Below are 14,048 nucleotides of genomic sequence, written 5' to 3' on the forward strand. Positions count from 1 at the left end.
CTCCCTACGACCAACCTATCAACTGTGCAAAGATTAGTGAAATGATTGAAATGACACCCCATACGATAAAGAGTGGGAAGAAGAATCGGATCCATTTTGTATATGATACGCCTCCGATTGCTAATGCTGCCATAAAGTATCCACTAGTTGGATAGAAGACATGTGTAAAGCCGTCTCCTAATTGGAAGGCTAAGACTGCGGTCTGTCTAGTAATACCTAACATATCCGCTAATGGTGCCATAATTGGCATTGTCACTAAAGCTTGTCCGCTTCCTGAAGAAATAATGAAATTAATCAGCACTTGCACGATATACATACCGACTACTGCTACTGTTGGTGTTGCTCCATCGATAACAGAACCTAATCCATGAACGATACTGTCCATAATTTTTCCGTCTTCAAGTACAACAGCGATTGAACGTGCGAGCCCTACAATAATCGCACCCATTAATACATCTTTGAAACCATCATTAAAAGACTCACATATTTCACGCGTATTCAATCCAGTTACGAGACCTACTACAATACCCATAACTATGAAAAGACCTGACATTTCTACCATAAACCATCCTTGTGTAATAACCCCGTATACAAGAATGATAAAGAATAAGAGCACGACACCAATACCAATTTTTTGTCGTTTAGTCGCAACGAGCGGTTCTTGATTCGTAATATCTTTGTACATATGTCGCTTCTCAGTATCATCATGATAAACTAAACTGATTGAAGGATCTTTTTTAACTTTTTTAGCGTATTTCATAATAAATAATACCGTTACAAATAGTACAATCACAAAAATAACTAAACGTAATCCAAGTCCTGAGAATGTTGGAATACCGGATAATTTTTGAGCTAATCCAGTATTGATCGGGTTTAACACACCGACCGTGAAGCCGACTACAGTACCACACAATGCAATAGATGTAGCAGTTATAGAGTCATAACCTAATGCAATAATGAGCGGAATAATAACCGGAATATAAACGAGTGACAACTCTGCTGTACCGATTAATGTAGCAATAATTGCAAATACTGTGGTTAACACTGGAATGATCAAAATACTTTTATTTATAAACTGACGTGCAAGTTTATCCACTCCGATTTCAATAATACCTGTACGTCTTAACACCATAAACATCCCACCGATGATAAGTGTAAAGAAGACAATTTCTCCTGCTTCAATTAAACCTCGTGGTATAATCGATATAAAATCAACCAAACCAACTGGTGCGGAATCTATGTAATGGAATGAATCTGCGTCTACCATTTCTCTACCCTCAGGCCCTTTAACCCTATCAAACTCGCCTGATGGAATTAAATATGTAGAAATAGTTGCAATCACACCGAAAACAAATAAAATCACATATATATGTGGCATACTAAACTTTTTGTTCGACCTATCTTCGTTCTTTACCTTATCATTTTCCTTTACCAATGTGCACGACCCCTTTGCTTATTTTGATAAACAATTTCATGCTATCACGTTTAGGAAAATTTATAATTATACAAATCAGAAAATTTAAAAAATATTTTTGTCAGTTATTACAAAAAATCATATGCACAAATTATTTTTCACGTTATTATATAGGGAATTCCCTATTTTTCTTCTTTTTGAGAAAAAATTCACAAACTTTCGTTATATTGTTTTAGAATAAAGATGTAGGAGGGATTGTCATGCGAAAGACGATTTTAGTTGTTCATGGTATGAGAAAGGGAAAGTTAAATGAAACGTTATTAAATTTTATTCATCAAACTTTTAATAGTGATGAGATTGATTATGAGGTGGCCTTTTTAGAAAGTGAAGAAATCTTATTAGATGAAGTGATTCAACAAACGGTTGATGCTGGATATTCTCGTATTCATCTTGTGCCGTTATTATTGTTTACCGCTTCTCATTATTACGAAGATATCGAAGCGTTATATGAATCATTTCAAGAAAATAACCCGAACGTGCAGTTTATATTAAGTAAACCTCTAGGCACACACCCGATTATGACAAACTGGGTTGCTTCTCAACTTGAAGCTTATAAAGATGACATTGATGATGAAACTGGCATTGTCGTACTTGCTCACGGTAATGCACGCTTTGATGAACCAGATGTTGCACTTACACGCATTTGTCGCGAACTATCAACGGCTCAAAATCCATGTTACCCAAGTATGGTCTATGGTGAACTTCGCTTTAAAGAAACGTTACCGAAAATTGCTAAAAAGCATCGTAAATTATTAATTATTCCATTTTTCTTCTATGATGGTTTCCTTGTAAACAAGTCGAAACGTCAAATAGAATCACTCGGTTTACCGAACCCTATCACATATACGACGGCTATTAATTTTCATCCTTTATTAAAAGACATCGTACATTTAAGAATTGCTGAATGTGAGGCGGTGCCGGATGTATCCAGTTCAACTTAACCTTAAAGGTAAACATGTCGTAATCATTGGTGGCGGCAAAATTGCATGGAGAAAGTTCTCTAAATTGAAATCAGAGCCTTGCTCAATCGATGTTATCGCACGTGAATTTCATGAGCACTTTGATACGATTCAACCAACGAAACATATTCGCCTTATTCAAGCGGACTATCAACGAGAACATATTGCCCATGCAGATTTAATTATTATCGCAACAAACCATCCCGAAACGAATGACCGAGTTGCTCAAGACGCCCTACCCTCTCAATGGGTCAATCATACCGGGGATCGCAAACAATCCGACTTTTATAACAGCTTAGATATTGAACATAATTGCCTAACAATCAGCATTAGCTCACATGGCCAAGATATTCAACGAACACAACACTATGCAGCGAAAATTAAAGCATGGTTAGATTCAACGAAGGAGGATATGCATGAGTAAAACAAAACTTTTAATGATCGGTAATGGTATGGCTGGTGTCCGTACAATTGAAGAAATTCTAGAACGTGATCCAGACCGCTTTGAAATCACAATCATCGGTAAAGAACCTTATCCAAACTATAACCGCATCATGTTATCAAACATTCTTCAAAATAAAATGACAAAAGAAGAAACAATTATGAACACTTATGAATGGTATGAAGAACATAACATTCGATTAATAACAGGTGATAAAGTTGTAAAAATTGATCGTGACCTGAAACAAGTCGAAACAGAACATGGGGTAAAAGTATCATATGACCAAATGATTATTGCGACTGGTTCTGATTCATTCATACTACCAATTGATGGTTCTCGTCTAGAAGGTGTTGTCGGTTTCAGAACCATCGATGACACTGAAAAGATGTTAGAAACAGCTAAGACTAAAAAACGTGCCATCGTTATAGGTGGCGGTTTACTCGGTCTAGAATGCGCACGAGGTCTTGTAGATCAAGGTATGGACGTTACAGTCGTACATTTAGCAGAATGGCTGATGGAAGTTCAACTGGATCGTAAAGCCGGTGAACTTTTAAAAGCAGACCTTGAAAAGCAAGGTATTAAATTTGAATTACAAGCCAATACACAAGAAATCATTGGTGAAAACCATGTTGAAGGTATTCGTTTATCAGATGGACGTGTCATCGCAACAGACATGGTCGTGATGGCAGTTGGTATTCGTCCAGTAACGAAAGAAGCACGTGCCGCTGGATTAGAAATTGGACGCGGTATCGTAGTAGACGATTTCATGCGTACGAGTGACCCAGATATTTACGCAGTTGGAGAATGTGCAGAACACCGTTCAAAAGTATACGGTCTTGTTGCCCCACTATACGACCAAGGTAAAGTCCTGGCAGATCATATTACAGGCATTCCAACTGAAGGTTACAAAGGTTCAACAACCTTTACTTCTTTAAAAGTATCAGGCTGTGATTTATTTAGTGCTGGTTGGATTACTGAAAGTGAAGGTGTCCGTGGTATTGAAACTTTTAACGGTGTCGATAACATTTATAAGAAAATCTTCGTCAAAGATAAGACGATTGTCGGAGCAGTACTTTATGGTGATACAGAAGAAGGCAATCGCTTTTATAATATGATGAAAAAAGGCGATACAATCGATGAATATACACTCGTTTCAATTCTTCATAAAGCAGGAGAAGTTGATGCGATTAGCGTTGCTGAAATGGATAACGATGAAACAATCTGTGGATGTAACGGTATTTCTAAAGGTGTCATCGTTGAAGCGATTAAAGACCAAGGTTTAACGTCTGTAGCTGATGTCACACGTGTGACGAAAGCTGGTAACTCATGTGGTAAGTGTAAAGGTCAAATTGCAGAACTTTTAGAATATACACTTGGTGATGACTTTGTTGCTGCAGCGCCAACAGGTATTTGTGCATGTACAAGCCTTACAAGAGATCAAATCGTTACGCAAATTCGAGCGAAAGGTTTAAAAACATCTAAAGAAGTTCGACACGTATTGGACTTTAAAGATAAAGGTGGCTGTCCAAAATGCCGTCCTGCGATTAACTACTATTTAAACATGGTATATCCTCATGACCACGAAGATGAAAAAGCTTCACGCTTTGCGAACGAACGTTACCATGCCAACATTCAAAAAGACGGCACATTCTCTGTCATCCCACAAATGCGTGGCGGTGTAACTGATGCCGATCAACTGATTCGACTTGGTGAAGTAGCGAAGAAATACAACATCCCATTAGTCAAAATCACGGGTGCACAACGTATCGGTTTATACGGTGTTAAAAAAGAAGAATTACCGCAAATTTGGAAAGATTTAGATATGCGTTCAGCATCTGCTTATGGTAAGAAGACACGTTCAGTTAAAAGTTGTGTCGGTAAAGAATTCTGTCGATTTGGTACACAATTCACAACAAAATTAGGTATCCGCTTAGAAAAAACATTTGAATATATCGACACACCACATAAATTCAAAATGGGTGTTTCAGGTTGTCCACGTAGTTGTGTAGAATCAGGTGTCAAAGACTTCGGTGTCATCTGTGTAGAAAATGGCTTCCAAATTTATATTGGTGGTAATGGTGGTACAGATGTCGTCGCAGGTGAATTACTGACAACTGTTGAAACTGAAGATGACGTTGTCAAACTATGTGGTGCATACATGCAATACTATCGTGAAACAGGTATTTATGCAGAACGTACAGCACCATGGCTCAAGAGACTTGGCTTTGATCAAGTGAAATCAGTTGTACTTGATCCTGAAAAACAAGATGAACTATACGCACGCATAATGGATGCAAAACGTGCATACGATACAGAGCCATGGCATGAAGTCGTGCTCAATAAAGATAAACGTCACATTTTTGAAGTGGAGAAGGTGTAACTATGACATTAACAAATGAAAAAGTAAGAGTCGCGCATATTTCAGATCTTGAACCATTAATCGGTAAGAAAGTCATCGTTGGAGATACGCAAATTGGTTTATTTTTAACTGAAGAAGGTAACATTCGTGCGATTAATAATGTTTGTCCTCATAAACAAGGTCCATTATCAGAAGGTACAGTGAGCGGAGATTATGTATACTGTCCCCTTCATGACCAAAAAATCGACTTATCAACTGGTCAAGTTCAAGAACCAGATGAAGGATGTGTCGCAACTTATCCTGTAGAAGTGGTCGATGGAGACATATACGTATGTCTATAATCGCAGAACCTCGAGTATATTTAGTCGGTGCAGGTCCAGGAAATCCTTTATTACTATCTAAAAAAGCAGAACGATGCATTAAGCGAGCAGATGTTATTTTATACGATCAACTCGTAAATCCATTTGTATTACAATTTTCATCACCAGAAACGGAATGGATTCATGTTGGTAAACGACCTTATTATAAATCTATGAAACAAGAAGATATTAACCAATTACTTGTCGAAAAATCACGCACAAATAAGACGATCGTCCGTCTAAAAGGCGGCGATCCAGCAATATTTGGACGCCTTGCAGAAGAAGTTTCCACATTAAAATCACACAACATTACATTTGAAGTCGTACCTGGTATAACAGCCGCTTCAGCTGCGATGAGCGAACTCAATCGAGGGTTAACAGAACGCAACATTTCAACTAATATTACATTTACAACAGGCCACTTCAAAGATAATGAAGAACAATCCATTGATATCACAACACTCAAAAATGGTGGCACGCTCGCCATTTATATGGGTGTTAAGAGATTACCAACTTTAGTTAAAGAAATTAAAGCAGAAATAACAGACGATATACCAGTAGCCGTTATCTTCAGTGCAACACGACCAGAACAAACGGTCATCGCAGGCAACGTATCTAATATCGTCGAAAAAGTACAGTCACTCTCACATATACCAGGACCCGGCATCACAATCGTAGGTCATGTTGTTAGAGATTTAGTTGAAGATATATCAAGTAAAGAAGAAGTCGAGTACGTAAAGTTTATAGGTGATCGACAGAATATAATAGATGATGCATTAGAAGTGTATGAATCAGGCGGATGGGCAATCATAGATGATCGCGACCACCCCAACCTACACCCAACACAACATAGCATCCTCACCGAGCTCATCAATCAAACAACATTTACAAAAGTTGTAGATACAGAAGTCGTGAATGTGTAGGATGGTAGAGTTTGGTGAGTTAAGAGAGCTAAGGCGGTGAGGTGAAGGCGCACGAAGACTTCGAGATATCGTGCGTTATGCCCTGAAATAGTGCCCTGGCGCACGAAGACTTCGAGATATCGTGCGTTATGCCCTGAAATAGTGCCCTGGCGCACGAAGACTACAAGATATCGTGCGTTATACCCTGAAATAGTACCCTGGCGCACGAAGACTACAAGATATCGTGCGTTATGCCCTAAAATAGTGCCCTGGCGCACGAAGACTTCGAGATATCGTGCGTTATACCCTGAAATAGTGCCCTGGCGCACGAAGACTACGAGATATCGTGCGTTATGCCCTAAAATAGTACCTTGGCGCACGAAGACTTCGAGATATCGTGTACTTTCAAATAATCTAATCAAAAAACAGCTGTCGCTTTGAAATTTCTAATTGAGTTAGGCCCATTTGATAAAAAACACTTTTGTTAAATTCACATAATGTGAATTTCTACAAAAGTGTTTTTTTGTGAGTACTCTCTTCCTCAATATAAACTAAAAAAGATATTCTCTTCGTCTATCTTTTCTCCAATTAAAATTAGATAATCATCTATGTCTATATCATACTTTTCAATAAGCACATTACTATTAGAAATTTGAACTAAATATTTATTAGGACTATTCTCGAATGTTATAAATCCTTTTACACGATATACCTTTTGGGGTAAATTCTGTAACCATAATTTGAATTTTTCCATTTGAACTGGCTTTTCAATTGAGTAGTATTTATGGTAAATATGATTATGAAAATTTTGATTTTGATTCTTAAATGGGATGTTTTCAACTTTTTTAGATAAGTGATGATAACTTACTTTTCCATAAGTTGTTGAAAATGTTTCTGCTCTTGGATATTGTTCTTGTATAGATTTAATAACATTGATTGCCTCACACGAATCGATTAAATCAAGCTTATTTACTATAATATCCTGACAATACTTTAGTTGAACATCGATAAGTTGTTGTGTTTGTTTTGAATAGGTTGCTATTTTTTGATATTCCGGTATATCTATGATGCCGATGATACTTCTTATTGTTATAAATGACGAAAGCACAGGTGTCAAACATGCATCTAGTACTTCTAATGGGTGTGCAATACCACTACATTCAATTAAAACTATTTCTGGTTGTTGTTCAATATATAACATATGCAATTGATGTGCAACATCATCTTTCATTTCACAACATATACAGCCATTGATGATTTCATTCACTGTAACATCTGACTGAATTAACTCAGAATCGACTGTCCTCTTACCAAACTCATTCATAATGACAGCAATTCGTTTACCTTCTTTATGGACATCTTTAATTAAATGATTCAGTAAAGAAGTCTTCCCGCTTCCTAAAAATCCAGTAATGATAAAAATTTCCATACCAAATCCACCTTTAATATTTGTCAAAATCCATAAACACTTTACTACCTGTTGTGTTGACTTGTCTTTGATACTTTCCATTGTACCCAGAAATAGCAGTTAAATGTGTACGTGCTATTACAAGTTGACATATCCGTTGATTTTCTTCAATTTTTAATGAAAAATCATTCGCATTAAATAATTCTAAAGTAATATGACCTTCAAACCCCGGATCTACCCAACCAGCATTCTGTATAAATAAACCCGCTCTGCCAATTGAACTCCTCCCTTCTACAAAACCCGTCATCATATTTGAAAGTTTCACATATTCTTGTGTAGTCGCTAATACAAATGATTTACCTGGTATTGTAAAAGTTTTGGCAACAACTTCATCATACTGAATAGGATCTTTCAACGATTGCACATTATCTTTCGGTGAAATGGGTAGTAGAAAATGATTGCCTAATGTTAAATCAATAGAAGCTGGTTCTATAAGTTGTTCTCGATAAGGTGTAACACTCACTTGACCTTCACTAATAGACTGTTTAATATCTTGATCTGATAATATCAATTAAATCCCTCCAAAAAATTCATAATCAATACAGTTATACATAAGCAAATTGTCGCTGTTATCATTTGTTTTACGACAATTCCTAGACCTTGTTTCCACCCTAAATTTTTAATTATCATAGTGATTGTTACAGAACATGCAGAAAATGTTGAACTAAATAATACTAATAAGAATACGCTTTTTAATGGCATTGCTTGCAATAATGAACCCTGATTCATATTGAACAACAACATACCATCTTTTCTAATCATTGAGAATAGAATACCCGTTGACATCTCTTGAGGTGCATTCATCAACTGTAAAATTGGATTAAAGATATTTGCAGTCCACAGTAAAATAGGTGTCATAGAAAGGATACTCGCACATACACAAATCATCATAAATATTGGTAAAGCTTGAGCTAAGAATGACAGAATAGTCTGTTTGGATTGTTTCCAAACAGCTTTAATTGAAGGCTTTCTAACTTTATCTAACACAAAATAATGAGTTGGTATCATACTTTTTGGGGACCATAGTTTAATATGTATTAAACCACCGATAAATACGATTATTAAATAAGGAATAAATAACCATGGGGCATTGATTACACTGAACAGTGAAAGTGTTGCGCCAATTTGATAACTACATGATGATCCAAAGCTAACCATACTTATACAGTTATTTTTAGTACAAGTACTACAATCATGATTGGCGCGCAATACTGCTGCAGAATTACAACCAAATCCCTCTATAACTGGCACAATATCGTAACCAGTTAATCCTACTTTTGTCATAACTGGATCGATTGACCAAACGATATAAGATTTCAAATGACTTTCACTAATAATATTTGTAGAAATACTAATGAAAACGACAACGGGTAATGCCCAAATGATTGAATATATACCGAGAGACAATAACCCATAATCTCCAAATAATAATTCATTCAAAGCCTTTTCTTCGAATTGAACAGTATGTATTACATAGTCTAAAAACTGCTCTACCCAATGATTTTGAATATATTGAGATAAATAATATGAAATATATATTGGCAACATAAACATTAATATAATTAAAGCAAAAGCTAAAAACATATCTTTTATTTTAGGGATATGTTTCGCTTGTTCCTGTCTTAAGATATCCAATTCAGAGATAATATATTTTGATTCGTCAGGATCATCTATCTTTTGTTTAAAGTTTTCATCTATAGTCAGCTTTAATTGCTTTTGAATGATATACCTTTTGAACTGCAACTTCTGTTCTGTTGATAGTTTTTTTAGCTGCTTAATCACAATATAATGTTCACCGTCTGGTATCGGTGAACAAGTTCCATTTTTAATATTATATTCAACTTTTAACATGAACAATTCACATCGCAACAAGTATAATCATCTAAAAACATTTGATTTGATTGATAGAACTCAATAGCATCCTCATTTGCTTCAAAGCTTTCTCGATCACATATTAATTTTGCTAGAACAGCTAAACGCGTTCTAAATTTGTAAATATAACAAAGAATCACATCTTGATGCTTAACCGTATCTCCTATCATAAAGACATTAGGATTAATTGTTGATTCATCATCGTCAGTTAGCATAAAATTTGTACCATCATTTTCAAATAATATTCGGGTTAGTCGATTATGTTGAACAGGATTAAATCCAGTAGCAAGTATTGGTTCTTCGGAAATTTTCACATCGTCATGTACGCCGTTAAATTGAATAACATATTGACCATTTTTATACTCTATTTCTTTCACCACATGTTCGGTATGAATACGTATGGGATAACCAAGTTCCTTTAATTCTTCATATCGTTGGTGTGTATAAGGAGAAAGTCGAATACTCGGATCAGCATCTTCTTGTTTATAACTTGTAGAATTAGTATAAATATCAACAATTTTACCGGATAATGCTAAATTGATTGCTGCATCAAACCCACTTTCATTACCACCAATTACGACAGCCAGTTCACCATTTATATCTGAAAATTTCTCAACCTCACTATAATGTCTACCATGGTTAAACGGTTTATAAGGATATGAAAAATTCCCTGTCGCAACAAAGATATATTCAGCATCAATAGTCCCTTGATCTGTATAAATTTTATATGTGTCTTTGGCTATATTATTGGATACATCTAATACATTTGTATGTTGGTCAATTTTCAAGTTATAAATCTGTACAAGTGCTTCTAAATATTGAACATACTCTTTACCTGAAATATGTTCTTTTTTAAAAGTAAAAGCAGGAGAACTATGAGGTGTGATTGCGTTAATATCTGGTGTTCCAAATCCATTTGTTGTAAACGAAGGTGTGATAAAACGAGTTGATAATGGCCAATTTTTAAAAGATTCACCAACTTGTCCTTTATCTAATATAAGAATATCATCTAATCCCATTTCAATTAATGCAATAGCCATACCTATACCAGCAGGACCCGCACCAATAATCACTACTTTATTTGATTTTTCCATTTAAACACTTCCTAAATCGTAATAATTACTATTTAACGATATAAATAAAGTAACATTTTTAAAATGAATACGCAAGTTTAGAAAATTCATATTATTAATCAAATATAATAATGATGGTAAATAGTATTTAAATTAAAATTAGGCGACTTATCCTCTATAGATCATATAGAATAAGCCGCCTAGAAAATATTGTTTATTAAGTTTTCATTATACGTGCTACGTCATTTTCCGGTATACGTTCTTCTAAATCTGATAAATTTATTATAGGTTGCATGTTATCATTATTCACCTCTGTTTCTACTATTCTAGTATCATTACCCGCCACTTTTCACAATGAAGCAAATTATTGATTATATTTAGTACAAGGTAGTACAAAATCTACTAATTGAAATATCATTTCCATATCATGAGTCACTATAAAAATAATATTATCTGGCGAAGATAGTGACTTTATCTCATTACAAAATTGATCTAATGAGTTTCTATCGAGCCCTGAAGTTGGTTCATCAAATACGATGATTTTTTTATCAGATAGCAATGCAGATGCTACTGCTGTACGTTGTTTTTCTCCTCCCGAGAGAGAAGCAGGATGCCGCGTCTCTAAATGAGACAAACCTAATTGCTTTAAGATTTGTTGTACTTGTTCTTCTGTTGCATCTGTACCTAAACGAACTTCATTTAAAAGTGTATTTGAGAACAATTGTTGATTTACGTCCTGCATGACCATAAATCCTTGTTTATTCAACATTTTCTTCTTTAATATCTGTTTATTTTCTTTGATAGCACCTTTATACTTGATAAACCCTAATAATGTATTTATAAATGTCGTTTTTCCTGCACCATTCTCTCCAATAACACCGATAATACTGCCACCTGAAAATTGAAGGTGAGGAATACAAAACACAGTCTTATCGTGATAAGATACTTCTACTTCTTCAAGTTCAATAGATAGTGAGGAATCTTCGTCAACATTTCTTTGAATTTGACATAATTCCCATGATTTTTCATTTGTTAATTGGTTCAATTTTTTAGATAAAGAATCAATATTCATACTTCTGAGACCCATTGTAGATAACTCTTGTTCACTTTTCACATATAGTTCATCAAATGTATAAGTTGCTTGATGTTGTCCGGATTTCAAATATATAAATCTATCTGCTAAGCCATTTAACCAAAATAGCCGATGCTCAGATAGTAGAATTGTATAGCCAAGTTTCTTCAAACTAGTCAGTAATATCTTTAATAATTCAATTGATTCATAATCTAAATTAGCAGTAGGTTCATCAAGAAGCAGTATTTTAGGCTTCATAGAAATTATAGAGCCACAGGCAACACGTTGTTTTTCTCCACCAGAAAGTTCAAATATGCTTCGATTAATTAGATTTTTTAAGTTTAAATCAGCTATTGTCTCTTCTGTTCTCTCTAGAATTTCTTTTCGCGTTAAATTTAAATTTTCACATCCGAAAATCAATTCATTAGAAGTATCTAAATTGAAAAATTGAGATTTTGGATTTTGAAATACAGAACCAACATTTTTAGCTATATCACTAATAGTCTGGCCGTTAATTGATGCACCAAAGTGCTTTACTTCACCTTCCAACCTTAAGGTATCGTAAAATTCAGGTATTAACCCATTTATTACCCGGGTAATCGTTGTTTTGCCACAACCACTTTCTCCGCATAAAACGACACACTCACCTTGTGCTACTTGTAGTGAAAACTCATCAATAATTTTAGTAGAATCAGATGTTGTTACGCTAATCTTTTGAAGATCTATCGCATTCATACGTTCATCCCCCTTTAAAAATAATGACGAGTGCAATAGCTATAAATATCACAAGATAATCTACAATATTTAGTCGGAATTTGATGATGGTCGTACGCTTTCTTCCGACATCTAATCCACGTGTCATTGCAGCTGCCGAGAGTTCTTCCATCACTTTACCGGATGAAATCAACATCGGAACTACCAATCGTTCTATGGATAAGATTGGATGTTTCAAAAAGTAAATTGGACCGATATTAATATTTCTAAAAACCAATGCTTGTCGTATATTTTTTAAATGCTCTAATAATGTTGGAATAAAACGTAACATTACTACAAAAGCGACTGCAAAAGCATCTGGAATATGTATGGTTTTAAACATTGCCAAATATTCACTAGTAGTTGTTTTTTCTGCTAAAATATAAAACATTGCAATCGCTGGTAAAAATACTCTAACAACATTAAATATTATAAAAATAAAAGAAAAGTTTTGACTTAAATGAACTAATTCAGCAATTCCTTCTAAAGCAATCGTCCCAAAGAATATCACGACAAATAGATAACACTTCATCATTTCTTTAGTATTCAATAAAAATAATGATGTTAGTCCTCCTACAATACATTCTCCCAGTATCGATCCACTTCGCATCATTATTATAGATGAAATAATAAAAACGATAATTTTTGTAATAGGTGAAATATCTACGAAAGCATCTTTTTTAAAATACAATGGCACATTTACAGTGTTCATCATATTCATACAATGCCGGCCTTCACAAAATGTTTTTTATTTAATTTATTACCTATAATTGCTCCAATGATACCGCCAATAATAGCAAGAGCAACTATTACGAGGATAATCCAATTTGGTGTAAGTGCAGAAAATTGTTCAACATAATCTTTTCCATAATAATATTCCGAAGACTTCATAAATTGATCCCGAGCAAATATTAGCATTGTAAAAGGACCAACTACAATAATATTAAAGATACTATAAGCAACTATATTTTTGAGCTTAGTATATTTACTTCTGTCTTTTAATACAATTTCAGCTAATATACCTGCGACAATAGCAATAAATAAAGGTGCTATAGTAGAAGATGACAATGTTAATCCAGATAATATAGCTAAAATAAACACCGCACCTCTCTTCGGAACTTTAGAAATATAAAGTATAAATACTGGCCCTAAAATAATTCCAGCTATTAAAGGTGTTAATAAGAACGTAACCGGATTAAGACCAAAAAGCATGCCAGTTGCCACTAAGATTACGATATATATTGCAGCAAAAGCACCGGCAAAAATATAATCTTTCGTATTCATTTTTTTCTTCATTTTACTCACTCTTTTCTTT

The 14,048-nt window shown here is 34.6% G+C and carries 13 protein-coding genes; 5 read left to right on the top strand and 8 right to left on the bottom strand.

Features of this window, described 5'->3' with window-relative positions; genetic code table 11:
- Nucleotides 1–4 precede the first annotated feature (4 nt).
- A complete protein-coding gene (locus tag LQ622_RS09495) occupies nt 5–1,378 on the bottom strand; it encodes a YfcC family protein (protein WP_204255612.1) in 1,374 nt (457 codons plus the stop codon).
- A 296-nt stretch (nt 1,379–1,674) separates the two neighbouring features.
- On the opposite strand from LQ622_RS09495, the gene LQ622_RS09500 reads away from it, so the two are divergent.
- The 5 genes from LQ622_RS09500 to cobA are packed head-to-tail and all read left to right on the top strand — an operon-like array spanning nt 1,675 to nt 6,516.
- Complete coding sequence (locus LQ622_RS09500; RefSeq protein WP_239762862.1) at nt 1,675–2,415, top strand: sirohydrochlorin chelatase; 741 nt, start codon at nt 1,675–1,677, stop codon at nt 2,413–2,415.
- Nucleotides 2,396–2,857, top strand: coding sequence for a precorrin-2 dehydrogenase/sirohydrochlorin ferrochelatase family protein (locus tag LQ622_RS09505; protein ID WP_239762859.1), 462 nt, complete (start codon nt 2,396–2,398; stop codon nt 2,855–2,857). The genes LQ622_RS09500 and LQ622_RS09505 overlap by 20 nt, the downstream gene beginning before the upstream one ends.
- Entirely contained in the window at nt 2,850–5,255 is a 2,406-nt protein-coding gene (gene nirB / locus LQ622_RS09510) for a nitrite reductase large subunit NirB (protein WP_239775003.1), read from the top strand. Before LQ622_RS09505 ends, nirB begins: the two co-directional genes overlap by 8 nt.
- A 2-nt stretch (nt 5,256–5,257) precedes the next feature.
- A complete protein-coding gene (nirD, locus tag LQ622_RS09515; RefSeq protein WP_037590293.1) occupies nt 5,258–5,575 on the top strand; it encodes a nitrite reductase small subunit NirD in 318 nt (105 codons plus the stop codon).
- On the top strand, nt 5,566–6,516 hold the full coding sequence (gene cobA / locus LQ622_RS09520) for a uroporphyrinogen-III C-methyltransferase (protein ID WP_239775005.1): 951 nt from the start codon (nt 5,566–5,568) through the stop codon (nt 6,514–6,516). Before nirD ends, cobA begins: the two co-directional genes overlap by 10 nt.
- 520 nt (nt 6,517–7,036) lie before the next feature.
- On the opposite strand, the gene LQ622_RS09525 is transcribed toward cobA, so the two are convergent.
- The 7 genes from LQ622_RS09525 to LQ622_RS09555 all read right to left on the bottom strand — a co-directional run bounded on the left by LQ622_RS09525 (nt 7,037) and on the right by LQ622_RS09555 (nt 14,029).
- Complete coding sequence (locus LQ622_RS09525) at nt 7,037–7,924, bottom strand: CobW family GTP-binding protein (RefSeq protein WP_239762850.1); 888 nt, start codon at nt 7,922–7,924, stop codon at nt 7,037–7,039.
- Between the two features lie 13 nt (nt 7,925–7,937).
- Nucleotides 7,938–8,474: a dCTP deaminase gene (gene dcd, locus LQ622_RS09530; RefSeq protein ID WP_239775007.1), complete on the bottom strand. Its 537-nt coding sequence runs from the start codon at nt 8,472–8,474 to the stop codon at nt 7,938–7,940.
- On the bottom strand, nt 8,471–9,814 hold the full coding sequence (locus LQ622_RS09535; protein WP_239762847.1) for a nucleoside recognition domain-containing protein: 1,344 nt from the start codon (nt 9,812–9,814) through the stop codon (nt 8,471–8,473). Before LQ622_RS09535 ends, dcd begins: the two co-directional genes overlap by 4 nt.
- Complete coding sequence (locus LQ622_RS09540; protein ID WP_239762844.1) at nt 9,808–10,929, bottom strand: NAD(P)/FAD-dependent oxidoreductase; 1,122 nt, start codon at nt 10,927–10,929, stop codon at nt 9,808–9,810. The genes LQ622_RS09535 and LQ622_RS09540 overlap by 7 nt, the downstream gene beginning before the upstream one ends.
- 343 nt (nt 10,930–11,272) lie before the next feature.
- Entirely contained in the window at nt 11,273–12,715 is a 1,443-nt protein-coding gene (locus LQ622_RS09545; protein ID WP_239775009.1) for an ABC transporter ATP-binding protein, read from the bottom strand.
- 4 nt (nt 12,716–12,719) lie between these two features.
- Nucleotides 12,720–13,454, bottom strand: a complete 735-nt coding sequence (locus tag LQ622_RS09550) for an energy-coupling factor transporter transmembrane component T (protein ID WP_239775011.1) — start codon at nt 13,452–13,454, stop codon at nt 12,720–12,722.
- Nucleotides 13,451–14,029: an MptD family putative ECF transporter S component gene (locus tag LQ622_RS09555; protein WP_196307735.1), complete on the bottom strand. Its 579-nt coding sequence runs from the start codon at nt 14,027–14,029 to the stop codon at nt 13,451–13,453. The genes LQ622_RS09550 and LQ622_RS09555 overlap by 4 nt, the downstream gene beginning before the upstream one ends.
- Nucleotides 14,030–14,048 lie beyond the last annotated feature (19 nt).

Source organism: Mammaliicoccus sp. N-M50 (genome assembly GCF_022386995.1).
GTDB lineage: Bacteria > Bacillota > Bacilli > Staphylococcales > Staphylococcaceae > Mammaliicoccus > Mammaliicoccus sciuri_A.

Excerpts from the sequence above, each read along its gene's own strand:
- LQ622_RS09545 (WP_239775009.1), bottom strand. The coding sequence starts at position 12,715 with ATGAATGCGATAGATCTTCAAAAGATTAGCGTAACAACATCTGATTCT.
- nirD (WP_037590293.1), top strand. The coding sequence starts at position 5,258 with ATGACATTAACAAATGAAAAAGTAAGAGTCGCGCATATTTCAGATCTT.
- LQ622_RS09540 (WP_239762844.1), bottom strand. The coding sequence starts at position 10,929 with ATGGAAAAATCAAATAAAGTAGTGATTATTGGTGCGGGTCCTGCTGGT.
- LQ622_RS09555 (WP_196307735.1), bottom strand. The coding sequence starts at position 14,029 with ATGAAGAAAAAAATGAATACGAAAGATTATATTTTTGCCGGTGCTTTT.
- LQ622_RS09525 (WP_239762850.1), bottom strand. The coding sequence starts at position 7,924 with ATGGAAATTTTTATCATTACTGGATTTTTAGGAAGCGGGAAGACTTCT.
- LQ622_RS09535 (WP_239762847.1), bottom strand. The coding sequence starts at position 9,814 with ATGTTAAAAGTTGAATATAATATTAAAAATGGAACTTGTTCACCGATA.
- LQ622_RS09495 (WP_204255612.1), bottom strand. The coding sequence starts at position 1,378 with ATGCCACATATATATGTGATTTTATTTGTTTTCGGTGTGATTGCAACT.
- nirB (WP_239775003.1), top strand. The coding sequence starts at position 2,850 with ATGAGTAAAACAAAACTTTTAATGATCGGTAATGGTATGGCTGGTGTC.
- LQ622_RS09550 (WP_239775011.1), bottom strand. The coding sequence starts at position 13,454 with ATGAATATGATGAACACTGTAAATGTGCCATTGTATTTTAAAAAAGAT.
- LQ622_RS09505 (WP_239762859.1), top strand. The coding sequence starts at position 2,396 with ATGTATCCAGTTCAACTTAACCTTAAAGGTAAACATGTCGTAATCATT.
- LQ622_RS09500 (WP_239762862.1), top strand. The coding sequence starts at position 1,675 with ATGCGAAAGACGATTTTAGTTGTTCATGGTATGAGAAAGGGAAAGTTA.
- cobA (WP_239775005.1), top strand. The coding sequence starts at position 5,566 with ATGTCTATAATCGCAGAACCTCGAGTATATTTAGTCGGTGCAGGTCCA.